The sequence below is a fragment of the Vibrio sp. NH-7 genome (assembly GCF_053643215.1).
In genome coordinates this window covers 1,501,244-1,527,454 of the sequence record NZ_CM132187.1, presented here as the reverse complement: position 1 = coordinate 1,527,454, position 26,211 = coordinate 1,501,244, and the positions used below count along the sequence as shown (strand labels likewise).

16 protein-coding genes are annotated in these 26,211 nt (G+C 45.3%); 3 read left to right on the top strand and 13 right to left on the bottom strand.

What is annotated here, in order from left to right:
• Nucleotides 1-16 precede the first annotated feature (16 nt).
• The 13 genes from ACUALS_RS07015 to ACUALS_RS06955 all read right to left on the bottom strand — a co-directional run bounded on the left by ACUALS_RS07015 (nucleotide 17) and on the right by ACUALS_RS06955 (nucleotide 20,383).
• On the bottom strand, nucleotides 17-1,603 hold the full coding sequence (locus ACUALS_RS07015; RefSeq protein WP_454449200.1) for a DUF3466 family protein: 1,587 nt from the start codon (nucleotides 1,601-1,603) through the stop codon (nucleotides 17-19).
• Between the two features lie 6 nt (nucleotides 1,604-1,609).
• Complete coding sequence (locus tag ACUALS_RS07010) at nucleotides 1,610-3,526, bottom strand: ABC transporter ATP-binding protein (protein ID WP_454449199.1); 1,917 nt, start codon at nucleotides 3,524-3,526, stop codon at nucleotides 1,610-1,612.
• Nucleotides 3,504-3,746, bottom strand: a complete 243-nt coding sequence (locus ACUALS_RS07005; RefSeq protein WP_072036472.1) for a glutaredoxin family protein — start codon at nucleotides 3,744-3,746, stop codon at nucleotides 3,504-3,506. The genes ACUALS_RS07010 and ACUALS_RS07005 overlap by 23 nt, the downstream gene beginning before the upstream one ends.
• A 9-nt stretch (nucleotides 3,747-3,755) precedes the next feature.
• Nucleotides 3,756-5,879 (bottom strand): bifunctional 23S rRNA (guanine(2069)-N(7))-methyltransferase RlmK/23S rRNA (guanine(2445)-N(2))-methyltransferase RlmL, encoded by a 2,124-nt coding sequence (rlmKL, locus tag ACUALS_RS07000; RefSeq protein ID WP_454449198.1) that lies wholly within the window; start codon nucleotides 5,877-5,879, stop codon nucleotides 3,756-3,758.
• A gap of 480 nt (nucleotides 5,880-6,359) precedes the next feature.
• Nucleotides 6,360-6,905: a cell division protein ZapC gene (locus tag ACUALS_RS06995; protein WP_454449234.1), complete on the bottom strand. Its 546-nt coding sequence runs from the start codon at nucleotides 6,903-6,905 to the stop codon at nucleotides 6,360-6,362.
• A 191-nt stretch (nucleotides 6,906-7,096) separates the two neighbouring features.
• Nucleotides 7,097-8,107, bottom strand: a complete 1,011-nt coding sequence (pyrD, locus tag ACUALS_RS06990) for a quinone-dependent dihydroorotate dehydrogenase (RefSeq protein WP_038186851.1) — start codon at nucleotides 8,105-8,107, stop codon at nucleotides 7,097-7,099.
• 87 nt (nucleotides 8,108-8,194) lie between these two features.
• Complete coding sequence (locus ACUALS_RS06985) at nucleotides 8,195-13,036, bottom strand: NAD-glutamate dehydrogenase (RefSeq protein WP_454449197.1); 4,842 nt, start codon at nucleotides 13,034-13,036, stop codon at nucleotides 8,195-8,197.
• Between the two features lie 189 nt (nucleotides 13,037-13,225).
• The gene (locus ACUALS_RS06980; RefSeq protein WP_038141471.1) at nucleotides 13,226-13,444 is read right to left on the bottom strand and encodes a DUF2835 domain-containing protein; all 219 of its coding nucleotides are present in this window, start codon (nucleotides 13,442-13,444) and stop codon (nucleotides 13,226-13,228) included.
• Between the two features lie 90 nt (nucleotides 13,445-13,534).
• Nucleotides 13,535-16,141, bottom strand: coding sequence for an aminopeptidase N (pepN, locus tag ACUALS_RS06975; RefSeq protein WP_454449196.1), 2,607 nt, complete (start codon nucleotides 16,139-16,141; stop codon nucleotides 13,535-13,537).
• A 230-nt stretch (nucleotides 16,142-16,371) separates the two neighbouring features.
• Complete coding sequence (locus tag ACUALS_RS06970) at nucleotides 16,372-17,034, bottom strand: hypothetical protein (RefSeq protein WP_038141466.1); 663 nt, start codon at nucleotides 17,032-17,034, stop codon at nucleotides 16,372-16,374.
• 132 nt (nucleotides 17,035-17,166) lie between these two features.
• Complete coding sequence (gene prc, locus ACUALS_RS06965; RefSeq protein WP_454449195.1) at nucleotides 17,167-19,164, bottom strand: carboxy terminal-processing peptidase; 1,998 nt, start codon at nucleotides 19,162-19,164, stop codon at nucleotides 17,167-17,169.
• A gap of 17 nt (nucleotides 19,165-19,181) precedes the next feature.
• Nucleotides 19,182-19,811 (bottom strand): RNA chaperone ProQ, encoded by a 630-nt coding sequence (gene proQ / locus ACUALS_RS06960; RefSeq protein WP_454449194.1) that lies wholly within the window; start codon nucleotides 19,809-19,811, stop codon nucleotides 19,182-19,184.
• A gap of 98 nt (nucleotides 19,812-19,909) precedes the next feature.
• Entirely contained in the window at nucleotides 19,910-20,383 is a 474-nt protein-coding gene (locus ACUALS_RS06955; protein WP_454449193.1) for a GAF domain-containing protein, read from the bottom strand.
• A 91-nt stretch (nucleotides 20,384-20,474) separates the two neighbouring features.
• Between ACUALS_RS06955 and ACUALS_RS06950 the strand changes: the two genes are divergently transcribed.
• Genes ACUALS_RS06950 through ACUALS_RS06940 form a run of 3 tightly spaced genes read left to right on the top strand, consistent with a single transcriptional unit; the run spans nucleotide 20,475 to nucleotide 26,196 of the window.
• The gene (locus ACUALS_RS06950) at nucleotides 20,475-22,271 is read left to right on the top strand and encodes an ABC transporter ATP-binding protein (protein ID WP_454449192.1); all 1,797 of its coding nucleotides are present in this window, start codon (nucleotides 20,475-20,477) and stop codon (nucleotides 22,269-22,271) included.
• Between the two features lie 33 nt (nucleotides 22,272-22,304).
• Complete coding sequence (locus tag ACUALS_RS06945; protein ID WP_454449191.1) at nucleotides 22,305-23,570, top strand: PqiA/YebS family transporter subunit; 1,266 nt, start codon at nucleotides 22,305-22,307, stop codon at nucleotides 23,568-23,570.
• Nucleotides 23,563-26,196 (top strand): PqiB family protein, encoded by a 2,634-nt coding sequence (locus ACUALS_RS06940; protein WP_334474720.1) that lies wholly within the window; start codon nucleotides 23,563-23,565, stop codon nucleotides 26,194-26,196. The genes ACUALS_RS06945 and ACUALS_RS06940 overlap by 8 nt, the downstream gene beginning before the upstream one ends.
• Nucleotides 26,197-26,211: the final 15 nt, after the last annotated feature.

Below are 26,211 nucleotides of genomic sequence, written 5' to 3'. Positions count from 1 at the left end.
TAGATTAAAAAATCACCTATTTTCTACGGAACCCTATCAGGCCAAGTACTGTCAGAGCAAAAAGACCAAATCCAGCACCTTGTCGCTCAACCTTAGTCGTTTCGCGAGGACGCGATTGAATATCGCTAGAAGTCTTACCATTAATTGGGACCAACTTAACCGCTACGATTGAAGCGCCTGCTTTACAACTTGCATCAATTGCAGAACTATCAAAACCACCAGCACAATAGTAGGCAGTACCGGCAATAACACCAGCATCATTGATATCAGTCGCATCGATCACACGATAAGCATTATTGCTACTTAAACCATAGGTAAGATCGTCAAGATACCAAGCTTTATTGCCTAACGGAGCTTTCGCGTCTGTGGACGAAAGTGGTGCGATGAACGCTCGCTTAGCTCTCGGTTTACCACCGTTTGATTCCTGGTGGCGTTCAAAGTCAACCTGTCCAACTGCTTCACTGTTGTTGTTGATTGCGCCAGCAATGCCATTGGCACTAGTAAAGAAGATGTCACCAGGAAAATCTGCACCACCAAGTGAAGACTTCGTCACGTCAGGTACATAGAACAAACGATTCGCGTATGCACCGTCAATTGGCTCACGGTATTTTACCGTACCAATCGCAACACCTTTGTCGTTGACTGACGTTAACAAGGAATTAAGGTATTTATTGTCGTCGTTGTATGTACCGACGTAGGTTTTGTTTACCGTGGTTCCATTGATCTTAAATACCGCAGCAAGAGGAATCTCGTCACTGTTGGAATCATAACCAACCGCGTAAACCCCTACTGGGTTATTGCTATCATCTTTAACTTCAGCGACGTCTCTTGCACTGCCTTGAGGGATTGAGCGGCTGCTAATGCTACCACCAGATGCTATCAAAGTTTGCGTAGCACCACTGTTGGTCCAAATAGCCGCTTGAGAGCGGAAATCGTTAGCGTTACTCGTCTCGAAAGAAACACTACCTACATATAGGTCTTGGCCTTCCAATTTAGAGAAGACTTTACTTTGAACACCACTATCAACAATAGTGACGTCAGCAAAAGACTGCGTCCGTTCTTTAAGACTGTCGCCATAGTAAGTACCGATAGCATTGTTATTCGCTGGATCAACAATTTGATTAATAATTACGTTGTCACGTGCACTTTCAATCGCTGTATCTTCAATATAAGCATACGAGTTGTTCAACGATCCTTCTGTCGCATAACCCGAAGAATACTGTCTACTCGCCCAACGCTTACATAGCTCTTTAGAGTAATCTAAAAAGTTATCACAGTACTTACGAAAGCCATCGTAGCCATCTTCAAGATAGTCATAACCGTTTTCGAGCAAAAACGGCGCTTCGTTTCGGTAGTTGAAACCTTCTGGGTTTTGTTTTTCTTCAATCGCTATTTTCAGATCAACTGTGTGATCGAGCGCTGAAGCGTCGTTACAGTCGGTATCTACCCAGCAGTTCTCCGTTGAACTTTGAATCGCAGCACCAAACGTTTCACCACCATTCGCAGGTTGATAAGCATGGACCTGATAGATAGCGGCACTTGCGCTAAAAGATGCGGCAACCGTTGCCGCAACCATTGAAATTTTAAAAATCTTACTACTCATTAGACGTTAACTTTCCTGTTGCATTGCTTCGAGCTCTTCCCAGCGCTCAAAAGCAACTTCAAGCTCCTGCTCGGTGGCAGCAAGCTTATCTAAAATGGGTTGTGTCTGCTCTACTGATTTTGAGAAAAACTCAGGATTGTTCACCTGCTCTTGCAGACTTTCAATCTCGGCTTCTAACTCTTCAAGCTTGGCTGGTAGTGCCTCTAACTCTCGCTGCAGTTTATAAGATAATTTCTTAGGCTTATTCTTAACAGGTGCAGTTTTGGGAGTTTCCTCAAGCTGTTTTTCATTTTTCGTTGGTTTTTCAACCGTACGTTGACTGTGCGCTTGAGCTCGTTGTTGCTGAGCGTCATGGTAGCCGCCGACAAACTCTTCAATAACGCCTTCACCTTCAAAGATCCAGCTCGTCGTTACCGTGTTATCAACAAATTGACGATCGTGGCTGACTAAAAGAAGCGTACCCTGATAATTGGCAAGCAAATCTTCTAAAAGTTCCAACGTTTCGATGTCTAAATCGTTAGTTGGTTCATCTAGCACCAATAAGTTGTTCGCTCGGAGGAATATGCGCGCAAGAAGTAATCGGTTCTTCTCTCCTCCGGACAGCGCTTTAACTGGTGTACGCGCTCGCTTGGGCGCAAACAAAAAGTCTTGCAGGTAGCTCAAGGCATGTCTCTGGCGCCCACCGACCATCACTTCTTGCTTGCCATCAGCCAGGTTGTCGATCACAGATTTCTCTGGATCAAGCACTTCGCGATACTGATCAAAGTAGGCAACTTCCAGTTTGGTACCACAGTGTAAACGGCCGCTTTGCGGTTCAAGTTCGTTAAGCAGTAGTTTCAGCAGCGTACTCTTACCACAACCATTCGGACCGATAAGCGCGATCCGATCGCCGCGCATGATGTTGAAAGAGAAATCTTTGACAATACTCTTTCCTTCAATGGAGTAATTGATGTTTTGCGCTTCAAACACAATCTTGCCTGAACGAGATGCATCATCGATTTGGATATTCGCTTTACCTTGGACTTCGCGTCTGTCTGAACGCTCTTCACGGAGCTTTTTGAGCGCGCGAACTCGGCCTTCGTTGCGTGTACGGCGCGCTTTAATCCCTTGGCGAATCCACACCTCTTCCTGAGCCAGTTTTTTATCAAACTCTGCGTTTTGCATCTCTTCGACGCGTAGCATCTCCTCTTTTTCAACCAAGTAGTTCTCATAATCACCAGGAAAAGAAGAGAGCTTACCGCGATCTAAGTCAACAATGCGTGTCGCCATCGATTTAATGAATGCACGGTCATGGGAGATAAAAATGATCGAGCCGCGGAAGTCTCTCAGGAAGTTTTCTAACCATTCGATAGTCGTAACGTCTAGGTGGTTAGTTGGTTCGTCAAGTAGCAGAACATCCGGATCGCATACCAACGCACGCGCTAACGCAGCTTTACGCTGCCAGCCGCCAGATAGGTCGGTCAATTGGGTATGCCCATCAAGCTTAAGAGCCGTAAGGACGTTTTTAATGCGATCTTCAAAACGCCAAGCGCCTGAGTGTTCGAGCTGCTCTTGAATTCGGGCGAGCTTGTTGATGTTTTGCTCTGAAGGGTAAATGGCAATCAGATCAAGCTGATCTTGATAGATCTTAAGCTGCTCGCCGACTTCGGCTAATCCACCAGCAACGTATTCAAGCACGGTTCCCTCTTGATTTCGGGGCGGATCTTGTTCGAGACGAGAGACAATGACATCTTGCGTAACGGTCAGTTTACCATCATCAAGTAATACATCGCCTGCTAGGACTTTCATCAGCGTGGATTTACCCGCGCCATTGCGACCAACTAAACAGACTCGTTCATTATCTTGTAATGCAAAATCTGCATGGTCAAGTAGAGGGTGATCACCGTAAGCCAGCAATCCATTATTGATGGTAAGTAATGCCATTTTTATCTAACCAAAGTTTCAATTCTTGTAAGTCGAAAGGCCAGTTAAGCTCGGTATCGTTGTAATTGAGCACTGGAATAGTGACGCCGTAACGAGAAAACAGCTCATCGTCAAAGGCAATATCGATGATGCGGATGTGCTCTGCAATACCTGCTTGCTGACACAATTGAAAAGCCATCTCACAGAGATGGCACCCTTCTGTACTATATAAAGTGATCACGAAACCAACTTATTCCTTGTGGGTTAAGATCCAGCAGTTATGAATATGCTTGTTGCGAGAAAAATCAAGCGGCAGAGTTTGATTTGAAATGTTTTTCGCCTCTAGCCCCAACTCATTCAATGCGTCCAAGTCCATTTTAAAGTGGCGTTTGTTGTTTGAAAAAACAATGGTTCCACCGGCACGAAGGAGTCGCTTAAGATCTTTCATCAATTGAATGTGGTCACGCTGAACATCAAATGACTGTTCCATACGTTTCGAGTTAGAAAACGTCGGTGGGTCAATAAAGATTAAATCAAACTTCTCTGTAGAGTTTGCCAACCACTGCAAGCAATCTGCCTGCTCGTACCGATGTTGTCTGCCGACCTGCCCGTTGAGCTTCATGTTCTCTTTCGCCCATTCCAAGTAGGTCTTAGACATGTCGACCGTGGTCGTGGACTTTGCACCGCCACATGCGGCGTGAACTGTGCCTGACCCAGTGTAAGCAAATAGGTTTAAGAAATCTTTACCTTGCGAGAGTTCACCCAATTTACGACGGGTGATTTTATGATCAAGGAACAATCCAGTATCTAGGTAATCGTGAAGGTTAACGAGCAGCTTCACGCCATACTCGTTGACTTGCATTGTTTCTGACTCCTGAGAGAGCTTTTGATACTGAGAGCGCCCTTTTTGCTTCTCACGCACTTTCAGCACAACTTTATTAGCCTCAGTGCCGGTCACTTGAATTGCTGCGCGGATAATGTCTGTAAGACGACGCTTTGCTTTCTCTTCAGGGATATTCTTTGGTGCCGCGTATTCCTGAATCACTAGGTGATCAAGGTAGACATCGATAGCCACGTTGTACTCTGGTAAATCTGCATCATAAATACGGTAGCAATCGAGCTGCTCTTTACGCGCCCATTTGCCAATCTTGCCAATGTTCTTCTTTAGACGGTTGGCAAAATCTGGTGCGATTAAAGATTCAGTGACAGCGTCACCTCTAGATTCTGCAGGGCGATCTGAAATGGAGTAGTTTTTTTGATGACAAGGCAACGCGCCATTGTTCAATTTGAACTGCTTATCAGCTCGCATACGCAGACAACTGAGCAGCTCATCAGAGCTTGAGAAAATAGACGCCTGACATCCGCCGAACTGGTCTTTGAGCTGTGCACCAAAGGCGGTATATAGAGCAATCAGACCAGGATGAGTACCTAAACGTTCACCATAAGGTGGGTTTGACACGATGACGCCATGCTCAAAACCAGCAGGTCGCATAACCTTAGCTGCATCCCCTTCTTGAAACTCAATAAGAGACTCAACACCTGCGCGGCGCGCATTGTCTTTTGCGGTTTTAAGTACACGAGCATCGTTGTCAAAGCCGTAGAACTTAGCGTCAACTTTTTTGACACCACGCCGAGCCTGCACGGAAGCTTCAGACTTTATTTCAGCCCAAAGCTCTGGATCAAAGTCTTCAAGGGATTCGAAACCCCATTTTTTGCGGTTAACACCTGGCGCCATATTCGCAGCCATCATCGCAGCTTCAATCAAAAGCGTTCCTGAACCACACATAGGGTCCAACATCGACTTGCTCTCATCCCAGCCACTGCGAAGAATTATAGCCGCCGCTAACGTCTCACGCAGAGGCGCACGGCCTGATTCTGGACGATAACCACGCTGATGTAGACCTCCACCGACCATATCGATACCAAGTAACGCTTTATCTTTATGCAAGCGAACGTGGATACGAAGATCGGCACGATCTTTACTGATCGACGGTCGTGGGAGGTTCTTCTTCTCATAACAGTCCACTACCGCATCTTTGACTTTCATCGCTCCGTACTGACTGTTACGAATCTCTCGGTTCGTACCATTAAAGTCAACGACGAACTTTTTCGAACTATGGAAATGGTTGACCCAGTTTACTGATGATGTCGCAAGGTATAGATCCATATCGTCGTTACAAGTGAACTCTGATAGAACGCGAACAAAGCGAGAAGCCAAACGGCTCCATAGACAGCAGCGATAAATCTGCTCAATTGATGCTTTAAAACGGACACCTGCTTGTACAGGTTTTGCGTCGTTAATCCCTAGCTTTGTTAACTCTTCTACTAACAGGTTCTCCAAACCATTGGATGTAACCGCAAGATATTGATGCATAGTGAACTTATTATTCTGTTGAAAAGGACCTCTCATTATACCTGACAACCGAGCAACATCGTTAATCCAAATAGCGTTATTCAGCCTTTCCGCTGCTGTCTGATGAAATAACCATCAACTCTCATCTAGTCAGATAGTTACCAACCTTTCTAATAAATCGTCAACTTCCTATCGGATTTCTTGGTCTAAGGAGATAGTGAATACTTATTTACTTAAGAATTGGTCTATACCAATCACCCTAAAAGACGTAAATTTATTACCAAATACCACTTAAAGGGGGAATTTTACATATTGATAGAAGCGATTAAGCCAAAATTGCCGATGAAACTGACTCAAATTATTGTCTGAAAACCGAACGATTCTCACATTCAATAATCAGTTCTCCGCGAGGATACGAAGGAATTTAGATGGAATAAGATGGGTTATGGGCAAAAAAAATCGGCCATAAGGCCGATGGGAAATCATAAAAGGAACGAAAAATTAGCCAACCAAAGCGATTGGTTGAGCTTGAAACTGGTGGTTTATAAGCAGCATTCGGTCATGCATCACTTTGATTGCCTCACCAAACGACAACGACTTAATGCCATTCAACTGGAATTCGTCAAGTGAGACAGACACACATAAGCTGGCGCACTCCCCGACTTCGATGACAATAAAAGAGCTCGAACCGCTTGACGTTGACAACTGAACGAAGTCACCTTCCTCAAGCGCTAGATTTCCATCCGATAGTGAATCAAAAAACCAGCTCTTGGGTTGCACAGGTTTGTGAAAGCGTTTCGCTGCCACACAGTACAAGGCTAATTCGGCTTGACGTGGCTCAGAAAGCCCAAGCAACGCAATTTGTTCTTTGTAGGTTTGATAAGCGGATGCATCGTCGACAGAAAACTCGTTGATGCCAATCGCACACTCGACGATTAGTTTGCGAGGAAGGTTGGTCTTAAACAGCATACCATCACCCAGATCGAGCATCAGGTGCCCTTCTGAGTCATCGTAGTACCAAGTCCATTTGTCACTGGGTTTAAGCATCATTCCAATCTCTATGTCGTTTGAATTTAGGTAAACGCTTAATTACCTGTCCAAGCAATGATTTGAATTTTATTCGCTATACCAATAAAAAAAAGAGGAAATGAAAACTCATTTCCTCTTCAAATTCGGTGTTTGAAACCTATCTAGCTCAGTGTGACAATGTCACGCCAATCAATATGTTAGGCGTAAAGCTACAGGTTTTTGACAATATCTTTTACAAGACCCGGGCCGTGGTAAATGAAGCCAGAGTAAACCTGAACAAGTTTTGCTCCTGCCATCAGTTTCTCTTTCGCGGCAACATAAGAGTCAACACCACCTACCCCGATTACTGGGATCTGGTCACCAAGCTCTTCGTGCAAACGACGAACCACTTCAGTACTGCGCGATTGCACCGGACGACCGCTTAAACCACCAGCCTCGTTTGCGTGCTTCATGCCTTCTACTACGGTTCTGTCTAGCGTCGTGTTGGTTGCGATAACGCCATCAATCTTGTTTTTAAGTAACGATTCACAGATCTGTTTGATCTCATCGTCACTTAGATCCGGAGCGATCTTCAGAGCAAGCGGTACATACTTGCCGTGCTTCTCTGCCAATTCAGCTTGTTTCGCTTTTAGCTCAGATAGAAGATCATCCAGCGCTTCACCATATTGAAGAGAGCGAAGCCCTGGTGTATTTGGAGAAGAAATGTTTACCGCGATGTAGCCAGCGTACTCGTATACCTTTTCCATACAGATAAGGTAATCTTCAGCACCCTTTTCAATCGGAGTGTCTTTGTTCTTACCGATATTGATCCCCAGCACGCAAGAATATTTGGAGTTCTTAACATTCTCGACAAGGTTATCAACACCTAGGTTGTTAAAGCCCATACGGTTGATGATACCTTCCGCTTCAACAAGACGGAACAAACGTGGTTTGTCGTTTCCGGATTGTGGACGAGGTGTAACAGTCCCCACTTCAACAAAGCCAAAACCCATTGCATCGAACGCTTCGATACACTCACCATTTTTATCCAGGCCAGCCGCAAGGCCAACTGGATTTCGGAATGTCAGACCCATGCATTCGACTGGGCGATGTGGGAGTTGTTGACGGTAAAGAAGATCGACTGGAGTGCCGGTGAAACGTTTGAAGTTCTGAATTGCAAGATCATGTGCCTTTTCGGCATCAAGTTGGAAAAAGCCAGCTCTGGCTAGACGGTAAAGCATTGTGCCTCCGAAAGAAAAAAGCCCCGTGTAAACGGGGCTGTATTATTAATGGTTTTACCGAACAATTCAATCTATTATGGCAAACGTTTACTCATTTGCTGAACAATTCAGATTTAGCAGCATCAGTTCTCGCAGAGCCACAGAGAACTTGGCAAACTCATGAACTGAACCAATCTTGAATTCGTTCAAGATATTCTCCCAACGATGAAGAGATGTTTCGTTCGTTGAAATCCAATCCTCTAGCGCTTGCATAACATCAAGCTCTTCAGGCGCACAGCTACAACTCAACACTTGTCCAGTCAATTGACGCTGCTGCCAATCAAGATCTTCACGGAACGCTGCTCGAGCGAGTGCCTGCCAATGGTTGTCAACAGCCTGAGTATTGATTTGCTTCAAGAACCAATGTAGCGACAATCGATCGCCTAGGTTGTAGTACAACTTAGCACTTTGCTCGACCGATTTACCTTTCTCACGAGATACTGTAGATATATCCAGTGCTGAGTATAGGCTAGATAAGCGAGACACATAACTCGCCAATTCAGGCGTAATACCCTGCTCGATCCACGCTTTCGCCATCTCGTTGTGTTCTTCCACTTCTGACGGTACCAACATGTCATCAAGGTTTAACTTGATCACTTCAACGTCAGACTGGTAAAGGTCAATCAAGGCTTTAACGCATTGACGGCCATTGCGGTTACGCAATAACCAACGAGATAAACGACGTAACGTACGGCGAACATAGAACATCATGTCGTACTGAGCTTCAGTTGTTGCTTGGTTGTCTAGCGAGCGTACCTCTTCAAAGACTTTGCCTAAGCCGAATATCTCTCTCGCAGCAACATACGCATTTGCGATATCCACAACATGAGCACCAGTCTCTTCTTGCAAACGGGTCACGAAATTACAACCCATCTCGTTAACCATTTGGTTCGCAAGTGCCGTTGCAATTATTTCTGCACGTAGTGGATGATTGTCCATTTGTGTAGAATAGTTACGGCGTAACTCAGTTGGGAAGTATTGTACTAATTGCTGTGCATGGAATGCATCATTGGCAATGTCATCATGAACAAGCTCTTCTTTAAGAACCATCTTTCCGTAGGCAACAAGCACAGATAGCTCAGGACGCGTCAATGCTTGGCCTTGTTTCTCACGTTCAATCAAGGTCTCATCGTCTGGGATGTACTCAAGAGCGCGATCAAGATGACCTGATTTTTCCATCGTATGGATGAAACGGATTTGTTCTTTAACCAGCGAAGTGCCCTGCTGCTCTGTCACAGAAATAGACTCTGATTGACAGTAGGCATCATCCAGTACGATCTCTCCTACCTCATCTTCCATCGATTCTAGGATTTGGTTGCGTTGCTTAACCGTAAGGTCACCATTTGCAACCAAACCATTTAGGAAGATTTTGATATTTACTTCGTTATCCGAACAATCCACACCACCAACGTTGTCGACAAAGTCCGTGTTGACGCGACCACCTGTTAGCGCGTATTCAACGCGGCCAAGCTGGGTCATACCTAAGTTACCGCCTTCGCCGACGACTTTGGCACGCAGTTCACGTCCGTCAATACGTAACACATCGTTTGCTCGGTCGCCGACATCTGTGTGTGTTTCCGATGAAGCTTTAACATAAGTACCGATCCCGCCATTCCATAGAAGATCAACTTCCATTTTTAGGATCATCTTGATGAGTTCGTTTGGTGCTAGAGATGCTTTTTTGGTGCCCAGCATTTTTTGAATCTCAGGAGTCAGTGTGATTGACTTCGCACGGCGAGAGAAAATGCCACCACCTTTAGAGATAAGCTCGGCATTGTAGTCTTCCCAGCTTGAACGCGGCAAGTTGAATAGGCGATTGCGCTCTTCCCATCCTGTAGCCGAGTCTGGGTTTGGATCAATAAAGATATGCATGTGGTTAAACGCCGCTTGCAAACGAATATGCTTAGATAGAAGCATACCGTTACCAAACACGTCTCCAGCCATATCACCAACACCAATCGCAGTAAAATCGGTTGTTTGACAATCGACGCCCATCTCACGGAAGTGGCGTTTCACCGACTCCCAACCGCCCTTCGCAGTAATCCCCATCGCTTTGTGGTCATAACCGTTAGAGCCGCCTGATGCAAACGCATCACCTAGCCAGAAGTTGTACTCCTCAGATACTGAGTTAGCCAAGTCTGAGAACGTTGCAGTGCCTTTATCTGCCGCTACAACCAAATACGGGTCATCTTCATCATGACGAACCACGCTCTTCGGAGGGATAACTTCGCCTTCAATGATGTTATCAGAGACATCCAGCAACGCACGGATAAAGCGTTTGTAGCAACGCTGGCCTTCAGCAAAGATTTCATCGCGGCCACTAAAATTGTGCTGACGTTTACAAACAAAGCCACCTTTCGCACCAACTGGTACGATTACGGTGTTTTTAACTTGTTGCGCTTTCACAAGACCAAGAATTTCTGTACGGAAATCCTCTTGACGGTCTGACCAGCGCAGACCACCACGTGCTACTTTACCACCACGTAGATGGACACCTTCAATATCAGGTGCGTAGACAAAAATCTCAAACGCCGGAACGGGCTGCGGGATTTCTGGGATTTCACTTGGTTTCATCTTGAGTGATAACCAAGGCTTAGGTTGTTTGTCTGCGTCAAGTTGATAGTAGTTGGTACGCAGCGTTGCCGAGATCATTTCTACATAACGACGAATAATACGGTCGTCATCGAGACTTTCGACGTGATCAAGTTGCTCAGTAATCTTCTTAACAAGATCCGCCTGTCCTTTTTGACTTCCTTTGAACTTAGGATCAAAACGTTTAGCGAATAGATCAACCAGAGCTTTCGCCAAATCAGGATAATGGCTGAGCGTATCTTCAATGTACTGTTGACTGAATGGGAAACCGACTTGACGCATATAACGCGCGTAAGCACGTAAAATGGAAATCTCGCGACCGGTCAACGAAGCACCAAGAACCAAACGGTTGAAACCATCGCTTTCTAGATCGCCAGCCCAAATCGCAGCAAAGGCTTGTTGAAAACGATCTCTCGCTTCACGCAAGTCGACGGTTTTCTCGCTCTTATGCAGCATTGAGAAATCAAGGATCCAATAAACTTGGCCATTCGCCTTACGCACTTCATAAGGAGACTCTCCGATCACTCGCAATCCTAGGTTTTCAAGCATCGGCATGACGTCGGAAAGGTGGATAGGTTCATCGCGGTGGTACAGTTTCAGGCGTACTGCTTTAGAGTCGGAACCAAGCTCTTGCGGACGGTAGAACAGCATTCCCAGCTTGTTGTCATCGCTAAGTGCTTCTAATCGCTCGATATCAGCCACCGCCGAGCCAGGCATAACATCTTCTTTGTATGAACGTGGGAACGCGCGGTTGTAATCTTTTGATAAAGGTAAGCCTTTGCTCTCACCAAAGTTCGCAACGATCGCATCTGACAAACGATCATCCCAAGTCGAAGATGCTTCCATTAAGTTTTGCTCAATCGTTTTGACATTAATATCTGAGTTGTTGTTGTCCACACGAACAATGTAGTGTGTACGGGCAAGTGGGCTTTCGGAGAAATAGGTAGTGAACTCAACCTCTTTATCACAACCGAAATACTGTTTAAGAATTCGTTGCGTCTGACGGCGAAGCTCGGTGTTGTAACGATCTTTTGTCACATAAACCATGCAGCTGAAGAAACGGCCAAACGGGTCTTTACGCACGAACAAACGCAGTAAATCACGATCCTGCATTTGAACCACACCCATACCCACTTCAAGCAACTCTTCTTCTTTTGCCTGAAGCAGCTCATCACGTGGGTAGTTTTCTAGAATGTTGTGCAGCGCTTTATAGGAGTATGACCCTTCACGGTATCGACTCGCTTCTAGGATACGTTCGACTTTTTCACGTATTAGAGGAATGCTCTCTACGCTTTGGTTGTAAACCGCTGAAGTGTAAAGACCTGTGAAGCGGTGTTCGCCGATCACTTTGCCATTCTTATCGAATTTCTTAATGCCGATGTAATCGGTGTATGCTGGTCTGTGGATCCGCGAAGGCGTATTGCCTTTGGTGAGGATCAGTAAAAATGGTTTTTTCGCTTCAAGTCTTGCCGAATCAGGGAAGTCTGACAGTTTAACGCTTCGAACACGGTCACGATTCGCAAAAAGACCCAAGCCTTTGTCTGGCGTTGGACGCAACTCCGTATCACCATCGACGGAAACAAGATCGTATTCCTTGTATCCCATAAAGGTAAAGTTGTGTCTTCCTAACCAACGCAGGAAGTTTATCGTTTCATCGTAACGATCGCGCTCAACGGTGACTGTATCTTGCTGAGCTTCGACTTGATTGGTGACTTCTTCAAGTTTTTCAACCATCAGTAACCAATCCTGAACAACAAGGCCGGTGTCTTTCAGAATACTCAGCAACTCTTCCTTCAAAGAAGCCATTGCGCCTTTGTCACTTAAGCGGTCAACTTCGATATGGAAAAGTGACTGCAGCGCCCCTTCACCTTCGTTGATACCGGTAATCTCACCTTTGGCATTGCGAGCAACTTGCGTAGGACCATGCAGCATCAGGTGTGATGCAAGATCCAAACGACTCAATGCCATCTTAATCGAATCGACCAAGAACGGGCTGTCTTGTACGACGATTTCAACAATAGTGTGTGTGGATTGCCAGCCTTGACGACTAACAGTTGGGTTGAAGACTCGGACAGAAACGTCATCGGCTTTCTTTTCGCTGATGTGATGCCAAAGGCTTACCACTGCACCGTAAAGATCGGATTCGTTGCGTTCGACTAAGTCGTCCTGAGAGATATTGCTAAATAAATGTTGAGCAAGTTGAGTGACTAAAGGTTGATGAGCAAGCTCGAGTTTGTCTTGAATCAGTTGGTACACTTTTTCAAGCAGAACCGGCATCAATGTTTCACGCGCGGTCATAATCACACTCCACTATTATAGAATTGTATGTTTTTGTAGGGATGTTGTAAGCATAGTGCTTAACACGGGTAATGCCGCTTTATTGTAAAAGCTTTATTGATAAATAGTTAATTCTTTTAGGAGTGGTAAGAGGTGAAATGTTTGAGAATGTGATTGAGGTTCTATTTAAACTTCTAAGAAATCAGTCGCTCACAGAACTTCTAACTTGAGAAACTTATTATTTTGGTCAGTTGTTAAACGAAACCGCCCTTTTACACCAATTTGACTAAGAAATGGTCTGAACTTGGTTGCAGGTAATTGTAGACGTAACCCGTTGTCAGTAACGACTAAAACACTGCTTGCAGCACCATTGTAGTGAGCAAGGAAAGTTTGATATGAGATGTTTAAGGAGAAGTAATAGTAGTTCATGGTCAATAAAGTAACACTTTTGGTACCAACCGAAAAATACTGTATAAATAAACAGTAGCACATAATTGTGCTACTGTTTTAACCATTCGATTAAGCTTCGAGCGCTTTCGTTACTTTTTCGAACAGGTCTTTTGCCAAGTTGTCCATTGATTTAAGCGCTTCAAGCTCAGCTTTTATCAAGGCTTGACGCTCTTCATCGTATTTACGGAACTTCAGCAACGGATCAATCAATCGAGAGGCGACTTGCGGGTTACTGCTGTTCATCTCTTTGAGGATCTCACCTGCAAACTTGTACCCTTCGCCCGTTTTCGCATGGAAACGTACTGGGTTCATGTTTAGGAACGAGCCGATCAAGCTACGAGTACGGTTTGGATTCTTAAGACTGAATGCTTCATGATTCATTGTCTCTTTAATCACTTCCAACACGTTCTCTGCCGGATTACAGCCTTGTAGCGCAAACCACTTATCCATAACCAGACCATCGTGCTTCCATTTATCGCTGTAATCAGCCATCAAGGTTTCACGACAAGGGAGTTGTGCGCTGTTTGCCGCTGACATCGCCGCCACAGTATCGGTCATATTATTGGCTTCGAAGTACTGTTTTTCTGCCAATTGATTACCTTGCTCTGTGTACGCCAAATACGCTAACGCTGTATTACGCAACGAGCGCTTGCCAATAGCAGGGTGATCCACTGTGTACTCAGCTTGATTCAAACTGTGGTACAACGCTGTCAACTCGTCTTCAAGTTCTGTCGCCAGTTTCACCTTAATTGCTTTAAGAACGCTCGCAACCGCATCAACGTCTACGGTTTTGTACCAACCAGACACTTCGTTGTGACTCGGAACTGACATCATTTCCGCAATGAAGGCAGGTTCAAGAGAATCAGAAAGCAGAACACCTCGGAACGCATCGATCAGTGATTCAGGCAAGACGACTTCCTCACCATTTTGCACAGCCGTCACATTACTACGAATGTATTTCGCAAGCAGCATCTGCCCTGCATCCCAGCGTGCAAACTCATTGCGCGCGTGAACCATCAAAAAGATCAGCTCTTCATCACTGTAATCGTATTCTAGAATAACGGGCGCTGAGAACTCTCTTAGCAATGACGGAATCGGCTCTTCATTTACGTTTTCAAACACAAACGTCTGCTTGTCTTCTGTTACGTCTAGGACGTTATGAACTTTTTCACCGTTACGGCGTAACTCAATAACATCACCATTCGCGGCATACAGTTCCACATCGAAAGGAATGTGTAACGCTTGCTTCTCTTTTTGCTCGTGTGTCGGCTCTGTTGATTGAGAGATTGTTAGTGCATAAGTCTTCTGTTCTGCATCGTAAGTGCTTTCCACAGACACGGTTGGTGTACCAGATTGGCTGTACCACAAGCGGAACTGTTTCAAGTCCACGCCGGAAGCATCTTCCATTGCCGCAACAAAGTCTTCACAGGTTGCAGCAGTACCGTCATGACGCTCAAAGTAGAGCTTCATGCCCGCTTGGAAACCTTCTTCACCTAGTAAAGTGTGCATCATGCGAATAACTTCACTGCCCTTTTCATAAACGGTTAGGGTGTAGAAGTTATTCATCTCGATCACTTTTTCAGGGCGAATCGGATGAGACATCGGACTTGCATCTTCGGCAAACTGAGGGCCACGAATGATTCGGACATTGTTGATTCGGTTTACTGCACGAGAACCTAAATCAGAGGAGAACTCCTGATCGCGGAAGACGGTTAAGCCTTCTTTTAAGCTCAGCTGGAACCAATCTCGACATGTAACTCGGTTGCCCGTCCAGTTGTGGAAGTATTCGTGACCAATAACCGCTTCGATACCTAGGTAGTCTGTGTCTGTCGCTGTTTTCTCATTGGCTAAAACATATTTAGAGTTGAAGATGTTTAGACCTTTGTTCTCCATTGCGCCCATATTGAAGAAATCAACCGCCACAATCATGTAGATGTCTAGGTCGTACTCTAAGCCAAAGCGCTCCTCATCCCACTTCATGGAATTGATGAGCGAGGTCATCGCATGTGGCGCGCGATCAAGGTTGCCTTTGTCAACGAAGATTTCTAGCTCAACATTGCGACCAGATTGCGTCACATATTGGCCGTGCAGAACATCAAAGTCACCCGCTACAAGTGCAAACAAGTAGGCTGGTTTTGGGTGCGGATCTTGCCATTGAACCCAGTGGCGGCCGCCTTCAAGATTCCCTTCTGCAATACGGTTACCGTTGCTCAACAAGTATGGGTATTGGGCTTTTTCTGCGATGACCTTGGTGGTGTACTTGGCCAACACATCTGGGCGGTCTAGATAGTAGGTAATGCGACGGAAGCCTTCAGCTTCACATTGCGTACAAAATGCACCGCCCGACTTGTACAAACCTTCTAACGCAGTGTTCGCTTCCGGATCAATTTCAGTGACAATGGTGAGTTCGAATTCTGCAGGAAGTGCGTTAAGCACCAGCGCGCCTTCCACTTCTTGATAATCTTCCCAAGCAGTGCCATTTACAGAGACACTCACCAGTTTGAGGCTTTCACCATCAAGGCGCAGTGATGCCTCGTCTCTGAGTTGTTTTACTTTTGAAACGGCGGTAACGATCGTTTCTTTGTCATGCAAATCAAACGTCAAATCCAAATCAGTAATGGTGTGTGACGGTGATAAATAATCTTTACGATACTTGGCTTGTGGAGTCTGAGCCATGTCGAAATCCTTCTGACTGATACTAATGAAGACACTCACATTCTATGAGTGGGGCGAACGATAAAAGATTCTCATCCGCAAAGTGGCAGTTAGCTTACAACTCTATGTGCAAAAAAACGAGGTATTCTCTACAAATACCTCGTTTTTTGCCTATTGTTCAAACATAAATCAAACTATATGGCTACAAAAGCGTCGTTCGTCATATAAAATGACTGTCATATCCTTGGTGATCACCGTATTCTATTAAGCACCGCGTACATACCACCTTCTTCACCTTCTAACGTTAGGACGTCTCGATTGAGTGTGTAACGTGTGTCGTGCTCACCATCTTCATACAAAAGAACCAGTTGATCCCCTTCCGTATAGTAGACACCTTGATGAACAGCCTCATCACCATCTTCGTTAGCCACGCGGAAAGTAAAAACAAAATCGGGCTGAAGGACCAAATCCATTCTTCGAACGTCACTAGCAAGCAAATCATCACCAGCAAGATGCTCACTAGACCACATACCGGCAAGAGAATTAGACAGCGCTTTGGTAAAGGTCACACCATTTAGGTTAAGCAGATTGTGATTGGCTGAATACTGGTACACTTGAGGCTCAGATGTATTGAGACCAAGAATGATGGTGTCATCGTTAGCGTTGTATAGCCCTTCCCAGTGATCTACCGAGTAGTCTTTTTTCTGTATATCAATAACAAAACTATAGTTCGAGTTGAGTGAAAGCTTAATCGCTAGAAAGTTTTCTTGAGAGTTTTCTGGGTTAGGATTGATTAAGTACCAGTCCCCTAATAAAAACGGCTGATCAAATTGGGTAAGATCCGCATTGTCTTTGTTTTGATTTGCAGACGCAGTTAGGCTAAAAAGCAAGCAAAAAAGTCCAAACCATTTCATAACATACCCTCACTCTTTTTCTTTAAGCTTAGGCAGATTCGTTCTATTTGGCTAAAAAATTGATCTAAATCACATTAATTATTGACATAAAAAAAGCGAGCCACGTGGGCTCGCCTTTCTAAGCTGTTGAAACTACGATTTAATCATGTCTACCGTAATCGCGACAGCTTCATTCAAGTAAGCGTCTGGCGCTTCATAATCTTTAGGGATATCGTCCAAAGATTTGAATTCTGCTTCACCTTTTGCTTTCTGACGTTGGTTAATTCGTGCTAGACGATCAGCGTCAGCTTTATCTGCTTCGGCTTTACGAACTTTTTCATTCAAAGAGAGCGTGTTGTCATCTTTCTCTGCCTTGTACTTTTCAATGTCCTCGGCAATGAAACGAAACTCCAAGTCTTCCGCAATTCTTGCTTGGTGCTTAGCACTTAACTCACTGATAAGCTTTTCGTTACGGCGTAACACATCATATTTTGCCTTGTCGATACTATCCCAAGGCAACGCATTATCTTCTACGCTCTCGCCTGTTTCACTAGGATCGACTGCCGTTGGAAAAGCAATATCCGGTGCAACGCCTCGATTTTGTGTACTACCGCCGTCTATTCGATAAAACTTTTGGATTGTGTATTGCACATAGCCCAGCTCTTTGTCGAACAAATCATAGATATGATTTAACGAGCGATGCTGTTGAACAGTCCCCTTACCAAAAGAGTTCTCACCCAACACTATTGCACGTCCGTAATCTTGCAACGCCGCAGCAAAAATTTCAGAGGCTGATGCACTGTAACGATTCACCAAAACCGTCAACGGTCCTTCGTAGCTAATCTTACCGTCGGTATCGCTATTAACATTCACTCTACCGTAGCTGTCTCTAACCTGTACCACTGGGCCACTGGTAATAAACAGCCCGGACAACGCCGTCGCTTCCGTTAACGCACCACCGCCATTGTTACGCAAATCAACAACAATACCGGCAACACCTTTCTGTTTGAGTTCACTAATCAGCTTGTCCGTATCTTTTGCAAGACCAACGTAGAAACTTGGAACTTCAAGCACCCCAATTTTCTTGCCATCTTGTTCGATAACTTCCGCTTTCACTGCACGATCTTCAAGTCGAATCTTATCTCGTACGATGGTGATCACTTCCGCTTTGCTATCCTTACCTTCTGGTAGAATTTGTAAGTTAACTTTGGTGCCTTTCGGGCCTTTGATCAGTTGCACGACATCATCTAGACGCCAGCCAATCACATCAACGACTTCTTCACCATCTTGTCCGACACCGATAATCCTGTCACCTTCGGCAAGTTGCTTGCTGTTAGCAGCAGGTCCACCAGCAACTAACGAGCGAATGACCGTGTAATCATCTGTCATTTGCAAAACAGCTCCAATGCCCTCAAGAGACAGGTTCATTTCAGTTTGGAATTGGTCGGCGCTTCGAGGAGAAAGGTAACTTGTATGAGGATCGACTTCACGAGCAAACGCGTTCATGTAAAGTTGAAACGCATCTTCGTTGTGAGTTTGACTAAGACGTTTAAGCGCATTGTTGTAACGCTTGCCGAGAACATCTTTTATCTCATTCCAGTCTTTACCCGTCATCTTCAAGTTGAGCGCGTCATACTTAACACGTTTGCGCCACAACTCGTTTAGCTCAGCGGTGTCTTTCGGCCAAGCAGATTCACTGCGATCAAGCTCGATAGTCTCGTCGGTATCGAACGTCATCTCTTTGTCCAACAAAGACAAAGCATACTGGAAGCGTTCATAACGACGTTTCATGGATAGATTGTACGCATCAAAGGCAATCTGGTTTTCACCCGACTTCAACTGATCATCAATGCCCAGGGCCAATTTATCTAGTTGGTCAATGTCAGATTGAGTGAACACATTACGATTGTAATCAAGCATCCCGATATAGCGGTCAAAAATCGCTTTTGAGAACTGATCATTCAACGTGAAGTGTTTGTAATGGGAACGAGTAAAGCGAGAGGTCACACGCTTACTTGCTGTGGCGTGCTGAGCTTCCGGTGCTAATGTGGGTAAATCTTCTAGACCAATCTTTGCTTCTAGAGCTTGGGCTGAAGACGCTGCTAGCCATAAGCTAGCAGCAATCAGCGACAGTTTTGAACGGCATTTCATGCGTAGGAGACTCTCCTTTATGCGCGTAGGTGCTCCGCTTTCACAACCATTTGTAGGCCGTTAGACAGTTGAACACGCACATCTTCCTTATTGATTTCAACGATAGTCGCAGCCATATTTCCTTTGCCCATGTTCACGTTCACTGAGTTGCCAACTTTCACTTCGTCAGCAGTCAGAGCGCGTGTTTCCACTGGCTTCTTGGCTTTTTGCGGCTTGTTTTGTTGTGGGCGACGGCTTTGAGGCTTCTTCGCAGCCGGCTTAGCTTTCGCCTTACCCTCTTCGCGCGCTTTTTGAGCTTGCTCTTTACGACGAGCTTGAACTTTCGCTTTACTTTCAGCTAATGCTGTTTTTGCATGTTCTACGTGTTCTTCTTCAAGTTCACCCGCTGGGTTACCATCTAAATCAACACGTACTGCACCAGGTTTTACACCGTGTAGGTAACGCCATGATGAAGTGTACTGTCTTAACGCTGCACGAAGTTGTGTTTTACTCACTTTTGGATCGTCACTTAGACGTTCCGCAAGATCTTGAAAAATACCAATTTTAAGTGGCTTTGCTTCACCTTCTAAAGTAAAGCACTTAGGGAAACATTCAGCAATGTATGCAATGATTTCTTTGCTGTTTTTTAACTTTTCAGTGTTTTCCATGTGGGTTCCTGGTTATTGCGGACTGTCCGCGAGCATTAAGATAAATATTTCAGGTATTATAGTGACCTGCATGGGAAAAACCACAGTGAAAAGCCAATTTATGCCTTGATAGCGTGTGAATTGAGCAGCTTTTCTACTTCTGCCATTAAAAACGTCAGTCCTTCTTCGTCGATCTCACTAAAACGACCAACCACAGGGCTATCGATATCTAATACGCCAGCAACCTCACCCGAGATCGAAAATGGAATCACGATTTCAGAGTTACTTGCCGCATCACACGCAATGTGCCCTTCAAATTGATGAACATCATAGACACGCTGAACACTGTTCGTTGAGACTGATGTCCCGCACACCCCGCGCCCTACTGGGATTCGGACACATGCAGGGTTCCCTTGAAAAGGACCGAGCACCAACTCTCCTTCTTTCACCAAATAGAATCCGACCCAGTTGATGTTGTCGAGTTCCATGTTAAGCAAGGCGCTCAAGTTGGCTAAGTTAGCAATCAGGTCTTGCTCGCCTTCAAGTAGTGCGACGGCTTGTTTGGTTAAACGTTGATACTGTTCTAATGTCATAGTGACTGCTGTTCCGTTTGAATTTAGAGACTTCGTTAATGAATTTACGTACAATTCCATAAACCATTAAATAGTAAGCATTCTCATTATAATGAATCCTAGTAACAACACTATTAGCCGTTCTTGGTTGATAAGACAAGTAAAATTACACAAGTCTAAACTCGTGTTTGCCAACATCATCGCCATCATAGCGACGTTAATCAGTGTCCCGATCCCACTTTTAATGCCACTGATGGTTGATGAGGTCCTTCTCAATCAACCTGCAAATGGCGTTGCAGTCATGAACTCGGTGCTGCCGTCTTCATGGCAAACGCCAACAGGCTATATTTTCCTAACTCTTGCGTTAGTGATTGTAATGCGAAGCGCGAGCCAAGCGTTGAACATCCTGCAAAGTCGCCAATTTACTTTGGTGTCAAAAACCATCACTTTTCAAATGCGAAGTAAGATGATCGATAAGCTCGGTCGCATAAGCATTCGTCAATATGAAACCCGCGGTAGTGGCGGCATCAATGCTCATCTCGTCACTGACGTCGAGACAATTGATCAATTCATAGGCTCTACACTGAGCAAGTTCTTAATCAGCCTGTTCACTGTTATCGGTACCGCTGGCGTGCTGTTGTGGTTAGATTGGCGCCTAGGTCTGTTCATTTTGCTGGTCAACCCCATTGTTATCTATTTTTCTCGCAAGTTAGGGAGCAAAGTTAAGCACCTAAAAAAGAAAGAAAACCAGTCGTTTGAACACTTTCAAAATCGACTCGTCGAAACATTGGATGGTATCTATCAGCTTAGGGCCGCCAACAGAGAGCGCGAGTTTCTTGATGAACTAAAGCAACAGGCTAATGCTATCCGTATTGATGCAGATAAATACGCGTGGCAATCTGAGGCAGCAGGAAGAGTATCTTTTTTGTTGTTCTTGCTCGGATTTGAATTGTTCCGCGCCGTTGCCATGTTAATGGTTCTATTTAGTGACCTCACGATCGGGCAAATCTTCGCTGTATTTGGTTATCTTTGGTTTATGTTAAGTCCGGTTCAGGAGCTGCTCGGCATCCAATTCTCATGGTACAGTGCAAAAGCAGCGCTTGGCCGAATCAATCAATTGCTTGAGCTTGAGGAAGAGCACCGCCCTGTAAGTAAAGTAAATCCATTTAACAAAGAGTCCGATGTAGATATCAAACTCGAGAACATTTGCTTTTCATACAACGAAGAAAATGAAGTGTTAAGAAATCTGAGCTTGCACATTCCAGCGGGTAAAAAAGTAGCTTTAGTCGGAGCGAGCGGAGGCGGAAAATCAACCTTAATTCAATTACTCATTGGAGTATATCGTGCCAACTCTGGAACCATTCGCTTCAATGATGAAACGGTTGAAGATATCAGTTTTGAGGTAATCCGCGATCAGATTGCTGTGGTTTTACAACAACCTATACTCTTTAATGACACTTTAAGGCATAATCTAACGCTCGGCGCACATTACGATGACTTGAAGTTATGGCATGCGTTGGAAGTGGCACAGCTCCACGATGTCATTGAACAGCTCAGTGATGGGTTAGAGACACAGATAGGACGAAGTGGCATTCGTTTATCTGGCGGGCAGCGGCAGCGACTAGCAATTGCTCGGATGATATTGAGCGATCCAAAATTTGTGATTCTCGATGAAGCCACGTCAGCGCTAGATACTGCAACAGAAGCGGCCTTGCATAAAGCATTGACCGAGTTCTTACAAGGACGCACGACGTTGATTGTCGCTCATCGACTTTCAGCAGTTAAACAAGCTGACCTCATTTATGTTTTGGAAGATGGTCAGGTGACACAAACGGGTACACATGGTGAGTTGGTTGAACAACAAGGCTTATATCAAACCCTGTATGGCAGCGTACAATCGCACGCCTAAAACTCAACTCGCCACTAATAATAGAGGGTGGTTATGAATCACCCTCCTCGAATAAAACCGCAATATCACCAAACTCAAGTGAAGTCACTTCGCCTTTGCCAAGGGTGTGAGTTACCCGTTGATACTTTCGCCCTCGAAAAGGGTAAAAACGCATACTGTCCCCGCTGCGGAACGCAATTGTACCGAGGGGGCAATCCTTCACTTTCTGGCAATTTGGCGATCGCGGTAACTTGTCTACTGCTTTTTATACCCTCACACTTTTTCAACTTCATCAGTATTCGCCTGTTTGGTGTCATGATTCCTGCAACGCTCCCTCATGGAGTATGGACCTTGATGCAGGAAGGGTTTGTCATGCTGGCTTTATTGATTTTTTTCTGCAGTTCTATTGCCCCGCTGATTCTATCAACCTCGGTTGTTGTCGCTCATATCGCGGTTCAACAGCGAGCTTTCCGTGCACTCAAGTATTCGCTAGCCTTAATTCAACACCTTAAAGCCTGGGTGATGATTGATGTTTTCCTTATCAGCGTGGCTATTTCGTGTTTTAAACTTCAAGATTATTCAGACATATTTGTTGGCCCTGGGTTGATTGGATTGGTTTTGCTTCAGGTAGCAACGGTATTACTAGTGACTCGAGTTAGCGTACGTCGTTACTGGGAAGAATATATGCCAGAGCGTATGCTGCCGATGAAGAACAAAACGCTACACTGTCACAGTTGTCACCTCTCTCAACCAGAAGGTGAGCACTGTATTCGTTGCCATAACCCGATCCATCATCGCAAACCCAACTCTATCCAAAAGACTTGGGCCTATTTGTTTGCTGCTTCTATCGCCATATTCCCAGCAAACTTTATCCCGATTTCAATCTTGATGACCAACGGAAAACGATTAGAGGACACCATTTTTTCTGGTGTTGCTGGTCTGGTTAAAAATGGAATGCCTGGTATCGCCGCGATTATTTTTATTGCCAGCATTGCGGTACCTGTGGCTAAGATTCTTGGCCTGAGTTACATCCTTCTCGCGATCAAGTTCAAGCGAAGCATCTTCCACAGGCAACGGATGATCATCTATTTTGTCGTAAAATGGATTGGTCGTTGGTCGATGATGGACCTGTTTGTTATTTCCATCATGATGACTCTCGTAGACCGTGGACAAATTCTTGATTTCACCCCAGGCTTTGGCGCAGTAGCGTTTGGCTTGGTGGTCATTTTTACTATGCTGGCAGCAGAAAGCCTCGATCCCCGCTTGATTTGGGACAACTATAAGCAACCATCGAACAATAGAGAATCGATAAATGAGTAACCCTTCCCCGTCACAAAATTCGTATTCACCCGACGTTAAGAAGAGTCGCGGCATCTCCCCCTTATGGTTGTTGCCTATTCTCACCGTTATCTTAGCCGGATGGTTGGTTTTCAAGGCCATTCAAGATGCGGGCGAGCGGGTTCAAATCTACTTCTCGGAAGCCTCTGGTTTGATTGCGGGAAGAACCACAATTCGCTATCAAGGCCTTGAAGTGGGAATGGTCAGAGACATCAACTTAGCGAAAGATCTTCAAAGCATCTACGTCGAAGCGGATATCTACCCTGAAGCAACCAAACTGCTTAACGAAAACACTCGTTTTTGGATGGTCAAACCAACCGCGAGCCTTTCTGGCATCTCAGGGCTAGATGCACTAGTTTCGGGTAACTATATCGCGATATCTCCGAGTGACGAGCCCGGCGATCCCGAGACTGTTTTCCGTGCGTTAGATAGAGCACCTGCGGATTTGCTAGCAGAGCAAGGATTGTCAGTGACACTGCGCGCGCGAGACTTGGGTGGCGTTTCCATAGGGTCGAAGATTGTGTATCGGAAGATTCCTATCGGTGAAGTGTACAGTTATCAACTTGATGACGAGGCAAAAAATGTTCTTATCAAGGCCGCCATCAAAGAAGAGTATCGTCACATTATCACCGGTGATAGCCGTTTTTGGAATGTCAGTGGCATCGGCACAAAAATTGGTTTTGACGGTGTCGACGTTCGATTGGAAAGCATGAGCGCACTTATTGGCGGCGCTATTGCCGTTGACTCTCCTGAAGGGGGCGAGCCCATTGGAGATGACACGGTATTTCGCCTCTACCCAGACTTAAAAACGGCCGGTCGCGGTATCGCCGTTAAGATCCAATTGCCGGATGACAATAACATCAGTGCATCAGGTGCCCCTATCATGTACCGCGGCATAGAAATCGGCCAAGTCACCGACCTACAGCTTAGAGATGAACGGAAAAACATCGTTGCATTTGCGGCGATCCAACCTGCTTTCAGCGACATGCTGACATCAGGGTCGCGTTTCATTCTAGAGGAAGCGACCGTGTCACTTTCTGAAGTTAAAAATCTATCCAACTTAGTAAAAGGCAACTTCCTGACCATCGTACCCGGTGAAGGCAAACGCACAAGAAACTTCACCGCAATTCGTCAGAATGATTTTGACCGCCAGCAAGCCCGTTCAATCGAGGTTAAGCTGCTTGCCGACAACTCATTCGGGTTAGATAAAGGCGCGAACATCCTCTATAAAGGTATATCAGTCGGCTCGGTTGCTGGCGTGAAGCTCGTGGATGACAAAATCCATATCGACACCTTAGTGGATGCCGAATACGCTCACCTCATCAAATCTAAAAATCGCTTCTTTGTAACAGGCAGTGCAAGCGCAGAGCTTACTGAATCTGGCTTAAACATCAATGTTCCACCCGCCAAGCAACTACTAACAGGCTCGATTAGCTTTGTCAGCGAAGGGGAAAACTCAGCCAAAGAGAGCTATCAGCTTTATCAAAGTAAATCATTAGCTGAGTTGGCTAAATATAACTTGTCAGGTTCTTCGAAGTTAACACTCTTTGCTCCAGAACTTCCTCCCGTAAGCAAGGGAAGCCCTCTGCTCTATCGCAACCTACAAGTGGGCTCAATTGCCGACTTCCATCTTGTCGATGGTGGCGTGGTGATTTCTGCCAGTATAGAGAACCAATACAAGCACTTGGTTACTGAACAAACCGTTTTCTGGAACCGCTCTGGCATCGAGGTCGACGCGGGATTATCTGGCGTGAGCGTTAAAGCAGCACCATTAAAATCTCTTATCCAAGGTGGCATCGCCTTTGATTCATTACCCGGAGTAGACAACAAACAAAACGGCAAGTGGGTACTCTACAAAGATTTCAAAACAGCACGTAAGTTTGGTCAGGTTATTACCCTCTCTCTTAGCGGAGAAAATTCGCTCACTCAAGGAACCGACATCAAATACAACGGAGTAAAAGTCGGTGAAGTTACACTGGTGACGCCTCGATTCAATAGCAATAAAGTGGATATCAAAGCGCGTATTTTGCCCGAGTATGCGAGCAAAATAGCGGTCAGCGGATCTTACTTTTGGTTAGCCAAAGCGGAGGTCAGCTTAAGTGGAGTACGTAATCTAGAAAACTTGATCAGTCAAACCATTAGCGTCAGCCCAGGTAAAGGTAAGGCAGCTACTCAATTTGCCTTACACACGCAAGAGCCAGCAGTAAAAGGGGTGACGTTCACTCTTCAAAGCGAGACACGCGGCTCGATTGCCAAGGGGACGCCTGTACTCTATCGAGAAATTGAAGTGGGCAGTGTGACTGGAGTCGAACTTGGAAAGTTCGCTGACCGAGTGATCACAGAGATTTCCATTCATCCTCAATACGCCTACTTGGTGCGTCAAAACAGTATTTTTTGGAATACCTCAGGACTTGACGTGTCAATTGGCATTAGCGGTGCCAACATTAAGGCAGGAACAGTAGATAGCTTGGTTCGTGGTGGTATCACGTTCGCAACGCCTCAAGATAAGCAGCTTCGTCCGGTAGCGAAACAAGGCCAATCATTCTTCCTACACGCACAAGGTGAAGAACAATGGAAACAGTGGCGCACACCGATACCTAAACCCTAACAAGACTTTTAAAAC